This is a genomic window from Caballeronia sp. INML3B (assembly GCF_023631305.1).
GTDB classification, from domain to species: domain Bacteria; phylum Pseudomonadota; class Gammaproteobacteria; order Burkholderiales; family Burkholderiaceae; genus Caballeronia; species Caballeronia turbans.
This window is the reverse complement of record NZ_JALQDI010000010.1, coordinates 61,872-74,457: the sequence shown is the minus strand read 5'-3', so window position 1 is coordinate 74,457 and position 12,586 is coordinate 61,872. Positions and strand designations below refer to the sequence as shown.

At 64.2% G+C, this 12,586-nt stretch carries 12 protein-coding genes; 10 read left to right on the top strand and 2 right to left on the bottom strand.

Features of this window, described 5'->3' with window-relative positions; translation table 11 throughout:
- The first annotated feature begins 195 nt into the window (after positions 1-195).
- The 7 genes from phaR to NCS58_RS08200 all read left to right on the top strand — a co-directional run bounded on the left by phaR (position 196) and on the right by NCS58_RS08200 (position 6,963).
- On the top strand, positions 196-771 hold the full coding sequence (phaR, locus tag NCS58_RS08225; RefSeq protein ID WP_061121943.1) for a polyhydroxyalkanoate synthesis repressor PhaR: 576 nt from the start codon (positions 196-198) through the stop codon (positions 769-771).
- Positions 772-1,087: 316 nt separating this feature from the next.
- Positions 1,088-1,216: a hypothetical protein gene (locus tag NCS58_RS34170; RefSeq protein ID WP_284502178.1), complete on the top strand. Its 129-nt coding sequence runs from the start codon at positions 1,088-1,090 to the stop codon at positions 1,214-1,216.
- 319 nt (positions 1,217-1,535) lie between these two features.
- Positions 1,536-2,873, top strand: a complete 1,338-nt coding sequence (gene rimO / locus NCS58_RS08220) for a 30S ribosomal protein S12 methylthiotransferase RimO (protein ID WP_061121942.1) — start codon at positions 1,536-1,538, stop codon at positions 2,871-2,873.
- A gap of 3 nt (positions 2,874-2,876) precedes the next feature.
- Positions 2,877-3,800, top strand: a complete 924-nt coding sequence (locus NCS58_RS08215) for a sugar kinase (protein WP_250476698.1) — start codon at positions 2,877-2,879, stop codon at positions 3,798-3,800.
- A 43-nt stretch (positions 3,801-3,843) separates the two neighbouring features.
- Positions 3,844-5,028, top strand: a complete 1,185-nt coding sequence (gene bktB / locus NCS58_RS08210) for a beta-ketothiolase BktB (RefSeq protein WP_250476697.1) — start codon at positions 3,844-3,846, stop codon at positions 5,026-5,028.
- 11 nt (positions 5,029-5,039) lie between these two features.
- Positions 5,040-5,693 (top strand): hypothetical protein, encoded by a 654-nt coding sequence (locus NCS58_RS08205; protein ID WP_250538215.1) that lies wholly within the window; start codon positions 5,040-5,042, stop codon positions 5,691-5,693.
- 70 nt (positions 5,694-5,763) lie between these two features.
- Positions 5,764-6,963, top strand: a complete 1,200-nt coding sequence (locus NCS58_RS08200; RefSeq protein ID WP_061121938.1) for a cystathionine beta-lyase — start codon at positions 5,764-5,766, stop codon at positions 6,961-6,963.
- A 712-nt stretch (positions 6,964-7,675) separates the two neighbouring features.
- Here NCS58_RS08200 and serB read toward each other — a convergent pair.
- A complete protein-coding gene (serB, locus tag NCS58_RS08195; protein WP_250538216.1) occupies positions 7,676-8,515 on the bottom strand; it encodes a phosphoserine phosphatase SerB in 840 nt (279 codons plus the stop codon).
- A 47-nt stretch (positions 8,516-8,562) separates the two neighbouring features.
- On the bottom strand, positions 8,563-9,519 hold the full coding sequence (locus NCS58_RS08190) for a LysR family transcriptional regulator (RefSeq protein ID WP_061121538.1): 957 nt from the start codon (positions 9,517-9,519) through the stop codon (positions 8,563-8,565).
- Between the two features lie 99 nt (positions 9,520-9,618).
- Here NCS58_RS08190 and NCS58_RS08185 point away from each other — a divergent pair, with 99 nt between their 5' ends.
- From NCS58_RS08185 to NCS58_RS08175, 3 genes are all read left to right on the top strand, one after another.
- A complete protein-coding gene (locus tag NCS58_RS08185; protein ID WP_250538214.1) occupies positions 9,619-10,635 on the top strand; it encodes a zinc-binding alcohol dehydrogenase family protein in 1,017 nt (338 codons plus the stop codon).
- Between the two features lie 151 nt (positions 10,636-10,786).
- The gene (locus NCS58_RS08180; protein ID WP_061121536.1) at positions 10,787-11,338 is read left to right on the top strand and encodes a DUF6013 family protein; all 552 of its coding nucleotides are present in this window, start codon (positions 10,787-10,789) and stop codon (positions 11,336-11,338) included.
- A 308-nt stretch (positions 11,339-11,646) separates the two neighbouring features.
- The gene (locus NCS58_RS08175) at positions 11,647-12,567 is read left to right on the top strand and encodes a Ku protein (RefSeq protein ID WP_061121535.1); all 921 of its coding nucleotides are present in this window, start codon (positions 11,647-11,649) and stop codon (positions 12,565-12,567) included.
- The last annotated feature ends 19 nt before the right edge of the window (positions 12,568-12,586 follow it).

Here is a 12,586-nt window from a genome sequence, read left to right as displayed (position 1 = left end):
CGCGCCGCGCACGCGGCGCGGGGCGGCGGGGGGGGGGGGGGGGGCGCCCCCCCCCCCCCCCCCCGCGCCCCCCCCCCCCCCCGCCACTCGCCGGGGTACATCAACGATGCGGCGAACATGCAGCAGCGCTTTTTTGCGACAACGCAAGACCTGCTTGCTGCCATCGCAGTAAAGTTTTGCGTTTAAAGGCGTTAAATGACCACCACTACTACTACAAAGAAAGCCGCCGAACGACTTATCAAAAAGTATCCGAACCGTCGGCTGTATGACACGGAAACGAGCACCTACATCACGTTGTCGGATGTGAAGCAACTCGTGCTCGATCAGGAAGACTTCAAGGTGCTGGACGCGAAGTCGAACGACGACCTCACGCGCAGCATCCTTTTGCAGATCATTCTGGAGGAAGAGAGCGGCGGCCTGCCGATGTTCTCCTCTGTCATGCTCTCGCAGATCATCCGCTTCTACGGTCACGCGATGCAGGGGATGATGGGCACGTATCTGGAGAAGAACATCCAGGCGTTCATCGACATCCAGCAAAAGTTGACGGAGCAGAGCAAGGGCATCTACGACGGCAACGCGCTCAACCCGGAAGTCTGGTCGCAGTTCATGAACATGCAGGCGCCGATGATGCAGGGCATGATGACGAGCTACATCGAGCAGTCGAAAAACATGTTCGTGCAGATGCAGGAGCAGATGCAGTCGCAGGCGAAATCGATGTTCAACACATTCCCGTTCCCGACGCCCACGCCTTCGTCGACGGAAAAAAAGTAATCCATTTCAAGGGCGCGTTCGGGCGGCGGGTTGACGCCCCCGTCCTGAGCGAGCGCGCGTCGTGCGCTCGTTGCCCGCCGATCGCCCTCGCCGGATCCTGCGCCCACGCCGAGCCGAAATCCCCGCGATAGGTGTACGACCCATGGTGCGCGAGCTTCGACCGGGCATCCACGAAGACCTTTCCGCCCAGAGCGCGCCAGCGGCGGCAGAACGCGTAGACGTCGAAAGATAGCGTCCGGTTTCACGATCGACCATCACGTCGAAGAAGCGATGACAGTAGCCGTGCAGCGCATCCGGTCTGTATTGCAGTTCAGGCATGCGCGCGATCATCGTCTCGAATACCGCGCGGCGGATGCGCATGAAGCCCGTGGGCGCTTCGACCACTTTCATGAAGCCGTCGCTGTCGATCGGCACGCGCGCGCCCTCGTGCGAATTGACCGGATAACGCAGCGCGCGTCAGAAGCTGCTCTCGCGCGAGGCCGGCGGGAGCGCGAAGGAAATGCGCGACGGCTTCGTTGCGCGCGCGGGTCACGAGACTTTCACCGGAGCGGAGGCGCACCGAGCCTTGCACGCCGAGGCGCCACAGCGCGTTGGTCAGGGTGAGCATGCCGGTGGGACAGAGCGGCGTCGGATGCGCGGAATCGGCCTCCCCGACACTCCGGGGTAAAATATTGGATTGGCCTCGTGCGCTCCCACAAGACACTCTTCCCGTGAAAAATTCTTTAGATTCAACTGCCCGGACGACTCCCGCGCCGAAGATCGGCATGGTTTCGCTCGGCTGCCCGAAAGCACTTGTAGATTCCGAGCAGATCATGACTCAGCTGCGCGCCGAAGGTTACGAAATCTCCGGCACCTATGACGGCGCGGATCTCGTCGTCGTCAACACTTGCGGCTTCATCGACGAAGCCGTGCAGGAAAGCCTCGACGCCATCGGCGAGGCATTGAACGAGAACGGCAAGGTCATCGTGACCGGCTGCCTCGGCGCGAAAAAGAGCGCAAGCGGCTCAGGTCTGATCGAGGAAGTGCATCCAAAAGTGCTCGCCGTCACCGGTCCGCACGCGACCAACGAAGTGATGAACGCCGTGCACGCGCACCTGCCGAAACCGCACGACCCGTTCACCGATCTCGTGCCGCCCGCCGGCATCAAGCTCACGCCGCGCCACTACGCGTACCTGAAGATTTCGGAAGGCTGCAATCATCGTTGCACGTTTTGCATCATTCCGTCGATGCGCGGCGATCTCGTGTCGCGCCCCGTCGCGGAAGTCATGCTCGAAGCCGAAAATCTCTTCAAGTCCGGCGTCAAGGAGCTGCTCGTCATTTCGCAGGACACGAGCGCATACGGTGTCGACGTGAAGTACCGCACGGGTTTCTGGAACGGCAAGCCGCTCAAGACACGCATGACCGACCTCGTCGGCGCGCTCGGCGAACTGGCCGCGCAATACGGCGCATGGGTGCGGCTGCACTATGTCTATCCGTATCCGAGCGTCGATGACGTGATCCCGATGATGGCCGAAGGCCCGCTGCGCGGCCACGTGCTGCCGTATCTCGACGTGCCGTTCCAGCACGCGCATCCCGAGGTGCTGAAACGCATGAAGCGTCCGGCGAACGCCGAGAAGGTGCTCGAGCGCGTCAGGACGTGGCGTGAAATCTGTCCCGACCTGACCATTCGCAGCACGTTCATCGCGGGCTTTCCGGGCGAGACGGAAGAGCAGTTCCAGACGCTGCTGGACTTCCTCGAGGAAGCGGATCTGGATCGCGTCGGCTGCTTCGCGTATTCGCCGGTCGAAGGCGCCACCGCGAACGAACTCGACGGCGCGCTGCCCGACGAAGTGCGCGAGGAACGCCGCGCGCGCTTCATGGAGCTGGCCGAAGAGCTTTCGGCGAAGCGCATGAAGAAGAAGGTCGGCAAGACGCTGAAGGTGCTCGTCGACGAAGTGGGCACGGACGGCGGCATCGGCCGCACGGCGGCGGATGCGCCGGAAATCGACGGCGTCGTCTACATCGCGCCGGCGACGAAGGCATCGAAGCGCTACAAGGCCGGCGACTTCGTGTCGGTGAAGATCACCGGCGCCGATGGCCACGATCTCTGGGGCGAGGTGTAACCCATGCCGCAAACGCCGCACATTCTCGCGCTCGGCGAGGCGATGATCGAGTTCAATCAGTCGACGCGCGACCGGCCGGAGTATCTGCAAGGCTTCGGTGGCGACGTCTCGAATTTCCTCATCGCTGCGTCGCGCCAGGGCGCGGCGACGGGCTTCGCGTCGGCGGTCGGCAACGATCACTTCGGGCAATTGCTGCTCGATCTGTGGCGTGCCGAAAACGTCGGTACATCGACGGTTCGCGTGGACCACGATGCGCCCACGGGCGTTTATTTCGTGTCGCACGGCGAGAACGGGCACCGCTTCGACTATCTGCGCGCGGGCTCGGCGGCGAGCCGCTATGCGCCGGCGCATCTGCCGCTCGACGCGATCGCGGCGGCGAAGGTCGTGCACCTGTCGGGCATCAGCCTCGCGATCGGCGTATCGGCGTGCGACGCCGCGCTGGCTGCGATCGATCACGCGCGCACGCACGGCGTGAAGGTCAGCTTCGATACGAACCTGCGCCTGAAGCTGTGGCCGCTCGCACGCGCACGCGCGGTGATGCTCGAAGCGATCCGCTCGACCGATATCTGCCTGCCGAGCTGGGACGACGTCACCTTGCTCACGGGCCACGAAGACAAGGACGCGATCATCGACGCGCTGCTGAATATGGGCCCGAAGGTCGTCGCGCTGAAACTCGGCAAGGAAGGCGCGTATATCGCGACACCCGATGAGCGGCGCGTCGTACCGGGCCGCGTCGTGAAGGCGGTCGATGCGACCGGTGCGGGCGATTGCTTCGGCGGCGCGTTCATCGCGCGCATCGTCGCGGGCGACGATCCCTTCGCGGCGGCGCGCTATGCGAACGTCGCGGCGGCTTTATCGACGCAAGGCTTCGGCGCGGTCGCACCGATCCCGGACAGGGCCACGGTCGAGCGCGCGCTCGGCGAATGACGAATCCATGACCTGTTGAACACAACCAAGCGGAGACGGCAACATGCAACGTGAAGTAGTGGTGGTAAGCGGCGTGCGCACGGCAATCGGCGATTTCGGCGGCTCGCTTAAGGATTTCTCCCCGACCGATCTCGGCGCGCGCGTCGTGCGCGAGGCGCTTTCGCGTGCACATGTCGCGGGCGACGAAGTCGGCCATGTGGTGTTCGGCAATGTCGTTCATACCGAGCCGCGCGACATGTATCTCGCACGCGTCGCGGCGATCGATGGCGGCGTCAGCCAGCACGCGCCCGCGCTCACGGTGAACCGGCTGTGCGGCTCGGGCCTGCAGGCGATCGTGTCGGCGGCGCAGTCGATTCTTCTCGGCGATGCGGATGTCGCGATCGGCGGCGGCGCGGAAAACATGAGCCGCGCGGCCTACATCATGCCCGCCGCGCGCTTCGGCCAGCGCATGGGAGACACGCGCATCGTCGACATGATGGTCGGCGCGCTGAACGATCCGTTCGACAAGATCCACATGGGCGTGACCGCCGAGAACGTCGCGCAGAAGTTCGGCATCACGCGCGAGATGCAGGATGCGCTCGCGCTCGAATCGCATCGTCGCGCGGCGAAGGCGACCGAAGCCGGCTACTTCAAGGAACAGATCCTGCCGATCACGCTCGCGTCGAAGAAGGGCGACACCGTGTTCGACCGCGACGAGCACGTGCGCATGAACGCGAGCGCCGAAGACTTCGCCAAGCTCAAGCCGGTCTTCGCGAAGGAGAACGGCACGGTGACGGCGGGCAACGCGTCGGGCATCAACGACGCGGCGGCGGCCGTCGTGCTGATGGAGCGCGGCGTCGCGGAAAAGCGCGGCGCGAAGCCGCTCGCCCGCCTCGTCGCCTACGCGCATGCGGGCGTCGATCCGAAGATCATGGGCATCGGCCCGGTGCCGGCGACGCAGAAGGTACTGGAACGCGCGGGCCTGTCCGTGAACGATCTCGACGTCATCGAAGCGAACGAAGCGTTTGCCGCGCAGGCGTGCGCCGTGTCGCAGGAACTGAAGCTCGATCCCGCGAAGGTCAATCCGAACGGCTCGGGCATTTCGCTCGGGCATCCGATCGGCGCGACCGGCGCGCTCATCACCGTGAAGGCGCTGTACGAGCTGCAGCGCATCGGCGGGCGTTACGCGCTCGTGACGATGTGCATCGGCGGCGGGCAGGGCATCGCGGCGATTTTCGAGCGCATTTGAAGGACCGAAGGATGATGCAAAGCATGAAGGGGCCGCGCCTGCTCGCGGCCTTTGCGATCTCGACCGCGCTCTTCGCGCTGACGGGCTGCAATTCGCCGATGCCGCCCGGTTCGTCCGGCGCGTCGGGCGTTCTGCCGCCCGATCAGCGCGAACCGGCGGGCGCGGACGCGCACGGCGCGCAGGCCGCCATCAAGGAGCTTGCGCTGCCGCCCCGCAAGCCCCTCACGCCGAATCCGGAATACGCGCGTTTTCCGCGCTATGTCGGCACGCTCGGCGACAGGCAGATCGAGATGAAGCTCGGCGCGAAAACCGACGAGCCGTCCGGCGTGCACGGCGAGTACAAGTTCGCCGGCAGTCCGAACGTGGTTCTGGTCGCGGGCGATCGCGACGGCGACACGCTCGAGATCGAGGAATCGAACGACGGCACGCATATCACGGGCAACTGGGTCGGCAAGTTCGCGGCGGACGGCAGCGTGTCGGGCGAACGCATGGACCCGGACGATTCGAACGCGCAGCCGTTCGATCTGCGCCCGGCGGTAGCCGGCCAAACCTTGCCGCCGATGAACGCGGGCAAGGCGCCGCCCGCGCCGTCGCTGGAACCAGCGCCCCCTCTGCCGCCGAAGAATGCCGTGGGCGGCACGAGCAACGTCATCATCGGCGAATAGCGCGTCTTGTCTTCACGCCGCCGGGCGTTTCCGGCGGCGGCTTTTCTTTACTTCGCTTCACACAGCCCTCATGACCGATTCCAGCAACAACGCCCCCGACCGCGACCTGCAGACGCGCATCGTGCAGCCCGAGGACCGCATCACGCCCGGCTTCGAGTCGTTTTCGGTGCCGGTCGCGCGCGCGTCGACGGTGGTCTTCCCCGATCTCGCGACGATGCGCTCGCTCGTCTGGAGCGACGATTCCAGATGGCGCTACGGCCTGCACGGCACGCCGACGACCATCGCGCTCGCGCAGCGTCTCGCCGCGATCGAAGGCGGCGAATACGCGCTCCTGCAGCCGTCGGGGCTCGCGGCGATCTCCAACGTCTACTTCGGCCTGATGAAGGCGGGCGATCACGTGCTCGTGCCCGACAACGCCTATTCGCCGAACCGCGATCACGCCGACTGGCTCGTCGCGGACTTCGGGCTCGAAGTGACGTACTACGATCCGATGACCGGCGCGGGCATCGCCGATGCGATCCGTCCGAACACGAAGCTGATCTGGCTCGAAGCGCCCGGCTCGGTGACGATGGAAGTGCAGGACGTGCCGGCGATCGTCGCCGTCGCGCGCGCGAAAGGCATCGTCACGGCGATCGACAACACGTATTCCGCGGGCCTTGCGTTCAAGCCGTTCGAGCATGGCGTCGACATCTCCGTGCAGGCGCTGACGAAGTATCAATCGGGTGGCAGCGACATCCTGATGGGCGCGACCATCACGCGCAATCCGGAATTGCACAAGAAGCTCAAGCGCGCGCGCATGAGAATGGGCATCGGCGTATCGGCGGACGATGCATCGCTCGTGCTGCGCAGCCTGCCGTCAATGAAGGCGCGTTACGAAGCGCACGACCGCACGGCGTTTGCGCTCGCGCAATGGCTGAAGACGCGGCCTGAAGTGACGGCGGTGCTGCATCCGGCGCTGGAGGATTGTCCGGGTCACGCGTTCTACGAGCGTGACTTCAAGGGCGGCGCGGGCGGCCTGTTCTCGATCGTGTTCGATGGCCGTTACACCGCGGCACAAGTCGATGCATTCGTCGAAGCGCTCGACCTGTTCTCGATCGGCTGGAGTTGGGGCGGCGCGCACAGCCTTGCGATGCCCTACAACGTTTCTTCGATGCGCACTGCGTCGCAATGGCCGCATGAGGGGGTGCTGGTGCGCTTCTATGTGGGCCTGGAAGCGGAAGCGGACTTGCGCGGGGATCTGGAAGCTGCGCTTGTCAAGGCGTTCGCCTGAAGCGTATTGGGTAACTTTCGGTGGGTGGTTTCGCCGGATCCCGTTTTCTTTGTGGTTTATTAGCGCTGCCCCTATGCGGGGCGGCAGTCACTTTCTTTGCAGCTGCAAAGAAAGTAACCAAAGAAAGCAGCTCGAGACGCCCGCGGTCACACGCAGTTTGGCCATGCTTGCCAGCCGATCGTGGGCTGCCTAAGTGTCGCCCTCAAAGGTTTGACCGGGCTTGGCTCGCGCACGGTCTGTCACCGCGCGTCGCACAGCGGAGCGGTTCAGCACCAAATGGCTCCGGCCCGCTTCGCGGCCGACCGGTCAATCGGGTCTGCCCGAACTTTCGTTACTAACGCCTCCATCTCACTGCAAGTGCAGACCGATGTTGTCCCTTGCAGACCCGTCGGCAGCGCGTAGCGCTGTGCCGGAGCTATTTGGTGCTGAACCAGCGCAGTTGAACGACTAGCTTGTCAGACCGTGCGCGATCCACGCCCGATGGGGCCTATGAGGGCACTCGCTACTGAGCCCACGATCGGCTGGCAAGCATGGCCAAAACTGCGTGTGACCGCGGGCCTAGCAAGCTGCTTTCTTTGGTTACTTTCTTTGCAGCAGCAAAGAAAGTGACTGCCGCCCCGCACAGGGGCAACGCTAATAAACCAAAAAGAAAACGGGATCCGGCGATGCCTGAGTGAACGGCAATACCCCCCACGCGCCGTTTCCAAACCGTTCAGAACAGCCGCAACAATCCGTCGAGCCCGACAAAGTTAAACGCGACGCTCGCCGACTGCCGCACGACCGGCTTCGCACGGAACGCCACCGACAAGCCGGCTTCGGCCATCATCTTCAGATCGTTCGAGCCGTCGCCCATCGCAATGGCGCGCTTCGGATCAATGCCGATCTTCGCGCAAGTCTCGATCAGCGAGCGCGCCTTCACATCCGCATTCACGATGTCGCCGACGACCTTGCCGGTCAGCTTGCCATCGACGATCTCGAGCGTGTTCGCTCGCGTGTAATCGAGGCCGAGGCGCGCCTTTAGCCGCTCGGTGAAGAACGTGAACCCGCCCGACACGAGCAGCGTCTTCAAGCCGGCGGCCCGCGCGCCTTCGAGCATCCGTTCCGCGCCCGGCGAAAGCGCGAGGCGTTCTTCGTAGACACGTTCCAGCGCGCTCGCGTCGAGGCCCTTCAGCAGCGCGACACGCCGCGTGAGGCTTTCGTTGAAATCCTTGATCTCGCCGCGCATCGACGCTTCCGTGATCGCCGCGACCTCGGCCTTCAGCCCGCAGAAATCGGCGATCTCGTCGATGCATTCGATCGTGATGAGCGTCGAGTCCATGTCCATCGCGACGAGGCCGAAATCCGCGAGTTTCGCGTTCGGTTCGACGTAAGCGTAGTCCAGTCCATGCGCGCCGCAGTAGGCGTCGATATCGGGGCGCTGAAGCGGATCGGCGTCGATCAGGCGCAGCAGCGTGTCGTCCACGCGTCGAGTCTCTTGCGAGCCCGCGAGCGCAGCGAGCGGCCGCAAATGTGAATCGGAGATCGGGGCGGGGCTTTGAATGACGAGATTCATCGGGATGCAAGCGAACGAAGGCAAGAAACCGCCATTGTAAAGAACCTTCAGCGCTGCACGCGCGCCGGATCGACGTCCCAGTAAGGCGGCTCGCCGAACTGCGCCGCCAGGAAGTCGATGAACGCGAGCGTCTTCGGCGGCACGAACGCGCGGCTCGGATACACGGCCCAGATCGCGACGGTCTGCGCGAGCGGATAGTCATCGAGCACGGTGACGAGTTCGCCGCTCGCGAGCAGGGGCGCGACGCTCCACGTCGATTTGAGCCCGATGCCGATACCCGCCGCGAGCGCATCGCGGATCACTTCGCCGTTATCCGTCACGAGCCGCCCCGACACGCGCACGTCGATCACGCCGGTCGGCGTCACGAAACTCCAGTCGCGCTGATCGGCGAGTATCACGCATTCGTGCCCGGCGAGATCGGCCGGATGACGCGGCGTGCCGTGCGCGGCGAGATACGCGGGCGACGCGCACAGCACGCGCCGGTTGCTCGCGAGCTTCCGGGCGACGAGCGTCGAATCCTTCAGCGCACCGATGCGGATCGCGAGGTCGATGCCTTCGTCGACGAGATCGACGATCTGGTCGGTCATGCGCAACTCGACCGTCACGCCGGGATACGCGCGCAGAAACGCGGGAATGAGCGGCGAGATGTGTTGGCGACCGAGCGACGAGGGCATCGTCACGCGCAGGCGGCCGTGCGGATGCGCCCGTGCGCGCCCGACCGACGCGCGCGCGGCCTCGGCGGCGTCGAGCAGCTCGCGCGCGTGCGCCGCGAAGATTTCGCCTTCCTGCGTGACGGAAACGCGCCGCGTCGTGCGATGCAAAAGCCGCGTGCCGAGCATGCGCTCCAGCCCCGCGATGCGCGCGCTCGCCACCGCGGGCGATAAGCCGAATTCACGCGCCGCCGACGACAGATTCGCGAGCGCCGCCGCACGCATGAACAGGCCGACATCGAGCAGATCGAGCCGTTCGCGGTGTGTGCCGTCCGTCAAAGGATCGCTCGCCATTCGATGGATTTCCCGAAAAATGTTTCATGGATTATGACCGTTTTACAGAGAGCGATCGGGCGTATGATCAATTCAACATCCACTTCACGGAGCACGAACATGAAAGCCATCGGCCTCACGCGTTACCTTCCGATTTCCGATTCCGAATCGCTCGTCGACATCGAGCTCGACAAGCCCACGCCGACGGGCCGCGACCTGCTCGTGAAAATCGAGGCGATCGCCGTCAATCCCGTCGACACGAAAGTGCGCGCGCCGAAGGACAAGGTCGAAGTAGCGCCGCGCGTGCTCGGCTGGGACGCGGCGGGCGTCGTGGAGGCGGTCGGGCCCGAGGTCACGCTGTTCAAACCCGGTGACCCGGTCTACTACGCGGGGGACATCACGCGGCAGGGCGCGAACAGCGAGTTCCATCTGATCGACGAGCGTATCGTCGGCGCGAAGCCGAAGTCGCTCGATTTCACCTGCGCCGCCGCGCTGCCGCTCACGACCATCACCGCGTGGGAAGCGCTCTTCGAGCGGCTGCGCGTGTCGGCGGAAGGCAAGGATGCGGGCAAGTCGGTGCTGATCATCGGCGGGGCGGGCGGCGTTGGCTCGATCGGCATCCAGCTCGCCAAGCGCGTCGCGAAGCTTCAGGTGATCGCCACGGCCTCGCGGCCCGAATCGGCGAAATGGGCGGAGGATCTCGGCGCGGATTACATCGTCAATCACTTCGGGGACATTCCGAAGCAAATGAAGGACATCGGCTTCCCGCAAGTGGATTACGTGCTGATCTTCAACGACACCGACAAGCATTTCCCCGCGGCCGCCGAAGTCATCAAGCCGCAAGGCGGCATCGCGACCATCGTCGAGAACGCGAAGCCGGTGCCGGTCGAATTGCTGAAATCGAAGAGCGCGGCGTTTCATTGGGAGTTCATGTTTACGCGCGCGATGTTCAAGACGCCCGACATGATCGAGCAGCACAAACTGCTTTCCGAAGTGGCGCGGCTGATCGACGCAGGCACGATCCGCACGACCGTCGGCCGCGATCTCGGCAAGATCAATGCGGCGAATTTACGCGAGGCGCATCGGCTGCTCGAAGAAGGGCGCACGGTCGGCAAGCTCGTGCTGACCGGCTTCTGAGCGCGCATTGACGAACGTCATCGACCTCTCTGCGCACGCGGGTTTTCCACTAGGATGAGCCGGGATGCAGGGCGCTAGACTGAAACCGCCCGCAGTACGCCGGCGCCGCGCGGCGCCGGCCTTCCTTAGCGCTCGTTACGGAGGTGGCGACATGAGTCGTCGTTTGATCGTTCGTCGCATCGTTTCCGTCGCTGCGCTCGCAATGTTCGCAGCGACAGCCCACGCAACGCCAGGCATCAAGGTTCTCTCCGAAGCGCCCAATGACGGCCCCATCAGGTACACGGTGAAGATGGCGTCGAAGAGTTTCGGCAACGAGCAGGAAACGCGTACCATCCGCTCCGGCCAGACCGACGACTTCACCTGGCAGGGCACGGCACCGGGCGGCGCGCAGGCCGTGCCGGATGACTGCCCGCAGGCGGCGTCGGTGCCGAAGAGCGCAAACGGCCAGGCGGTGCGGCAGGTGCAGATCCGCTTCGCGCCGGTCGTCGCCGACAACGGTTCTGCGAATGTGCAGATCAGCTTTCGCGCCTACGCGCCGAAGGGCACGAGCAAGGTGACCGTGGGCGGTAAAACTCTGCAATGCCCGGTCGACAATCGTTTCAGCCAGATCGTGCGTTTCTCGATGCCGACGTCCACGGGCTCGAAGAAAACCGTCACGCTCGACGACGGCACGCAGTTGACCGTCACCGCGAGCCGTAAATAACCGTCATCGTCATGACGTGCCGATTTCGATCGGCCTATTTAGTAAGTTAGCTTGCAACTAACGGTCTTTATCTCCTCCGCCTCCGAATTCCCCGCGTTCGGTCACCCTCAGTAAAGCCTACAGATCGGTGAGTCGAATCGTTTCGCGGTAAACCTGATTGTCCATGCGCTGCGCACGTCCGGGCTTGCGCGCCTTCTGGCACGCTTCGTGCGAATCTCGTCGATACCGCGCGAATGGCGGTGCGAAAACGCCTCGGCGCGAGCGCCCGGGCGAACCCATCGACTCGACCCGACAGCGAAGGTGCCGTGATGCCGCACATGATCTGGAAAGGCGCGATCAGCTTCGGGCTGGTCCACGTCCCCGTACAACTCTATCCGGCGACGCAGTCGGAGAAGGTCGGCTTCAACCTCCTCGACAAGCGCTCGATGGATCCGATCGGCTACAAGCAGATCAACAAGAACACGGGCAAGGAAGTCACGCGCGATGACATCGTGCGCGGCTTCGAGTACGAGAAGGGAAAGTATGTCGTGATGACCGACGCCGAAATCCGCGCGGCCAATCCCGAATCGACGCAGACGGTCGACATCCTCGCCTTCGTCGATGCGCCCGAAATCTCCTTTCTGTCGCTCGATACGCCTTACTATCTCGCGCCCGATCGCAAGGGCGAAAAGGTCTACGCGCTCTTGCGCGACGCACTGAAGGACACCGGCAAGGTCGGCATCGCGAGCGTCGTGCTGCATAACAAGCAGCATCTCGCGGCGTTGATCCCCGTCGGTCCCGCGCTCGCGCTCAATACGCTGCGCTGGGGCGACGAAGTGCGCGACTTCAGCCAGTTCAAGTTCCCCGACGAAGACACGAAGAAGGCCGGCGTCACGCCGAAGGAACTGGAGATGGCAAAACGCCTCATCGACGACATGAGCGACTCATGGGATCCAGCGAAGTATCACGACACCTTCAAGGACGACATCATGGCGCTCGTCGACAAGAAGGTGAAGGAAGGCAAGATCGCCGAAGTGATGAAGATCGAAGAGGGCGGCGAAGAAAAAGCGTCCGCCGAGATTCTGGATCTGTCGGAGTTGCTCAAGCGCAGTCTGAAGAAAGGCGGCGCGCCCAAACGCGGCGCCAAGGCCGCGCAATCCGATGACGAAACCGGTGACGACGCCGGCGACGAATCCAGTGAAGAAAAGGCGCGCCCGGCACGCAAGACGACGCGTCGCAAGCGCGCGTGAGCGCCGGAGTCACGCATAG

Bases quoted from the DNA above. Each gene is read 5' to 3' on its own strand.
- phaR (WP_061121943.1), top strand. From the start codon at position 196: ATGACCACCACTACTACTACAAAGAAAGCCGCCGAACGACTTATCAAA.
- NCS58_RS34170 (WP_284502178.1), top strand. From the start codon at position 1,088: ATGCGCGCGATCATCGTCTCGAATACCGCGCGGCGGATGCGCATGAAG.
- rimO (WP_061121942.1), top strand. From the start codon at position 1,536: ATGGTTTCGCTCGGCTGCCCGAAAGCACTTGTAGATTCCGAGCAGATC.
- NCS58_RS08215 (WP_250476698.1), top strand. From the start codon at position 2,877: ATGCCGCAAACGCCGCACATTCTCGCGCTCGGCGAGGCGATGATCGAG.
- bktB (WP_250476697.1), top strand. From the start codon at position 3,844: ATGCAACGTGAAGTAGTGGTGGTAAGCGGCGTGCGCACGGCAATCGGC.
- NCS58_RS08205 (WP_250538215.1), top strand. From the start codon at position 5,040: ATGATGCAAAGCATGAAGGGGCCGCGCCTGCTCGCGGCCTTTGCGATC.
- NCS58_RS08200 (WP_061121938.1), top strand. From the start codon at position 5,764: ATGACCGATTCCAGCAACAACGCCCCCGACCGCGACCTGCAGACGCGC.
- serB (WP_250538216.1), bottom strand. From the start codon at position 8,515: ATGAATCTCGTCATTCAAAGCCCCGCCCCGATCTCCGATTCACATTTG.
- NCS58_RS08190 (WP_061121538.1), bottom strand. From the start codon at position 9,519: ATGGCGAGCGATCCTTTGACGGACGGCACACACCGCGAACGGCTCGAT.
- NCS58_RS08185 (WP_250538214.1), top strand. From the start codon at position 9,619: ATGAAAGCCATCGGCCTCACGCGTTACCTTCCGATTTCCGATTCCGAA.
- NCS58_RS08180 (WP_061121536.1), top strand. From the start codon at position 10,787: ATGAGTCGTCGTTTGATCGTTCGTCGCATCGTTTCCGTCGCTGCGCTC.
- NCS58_RS08175 (WP_061121535.1), top strand. From the start codon at position 11,647: ATGCCGCACATGATCTGGAAAGGCGCGATCAGCTTCGGGCTGGTCCAC.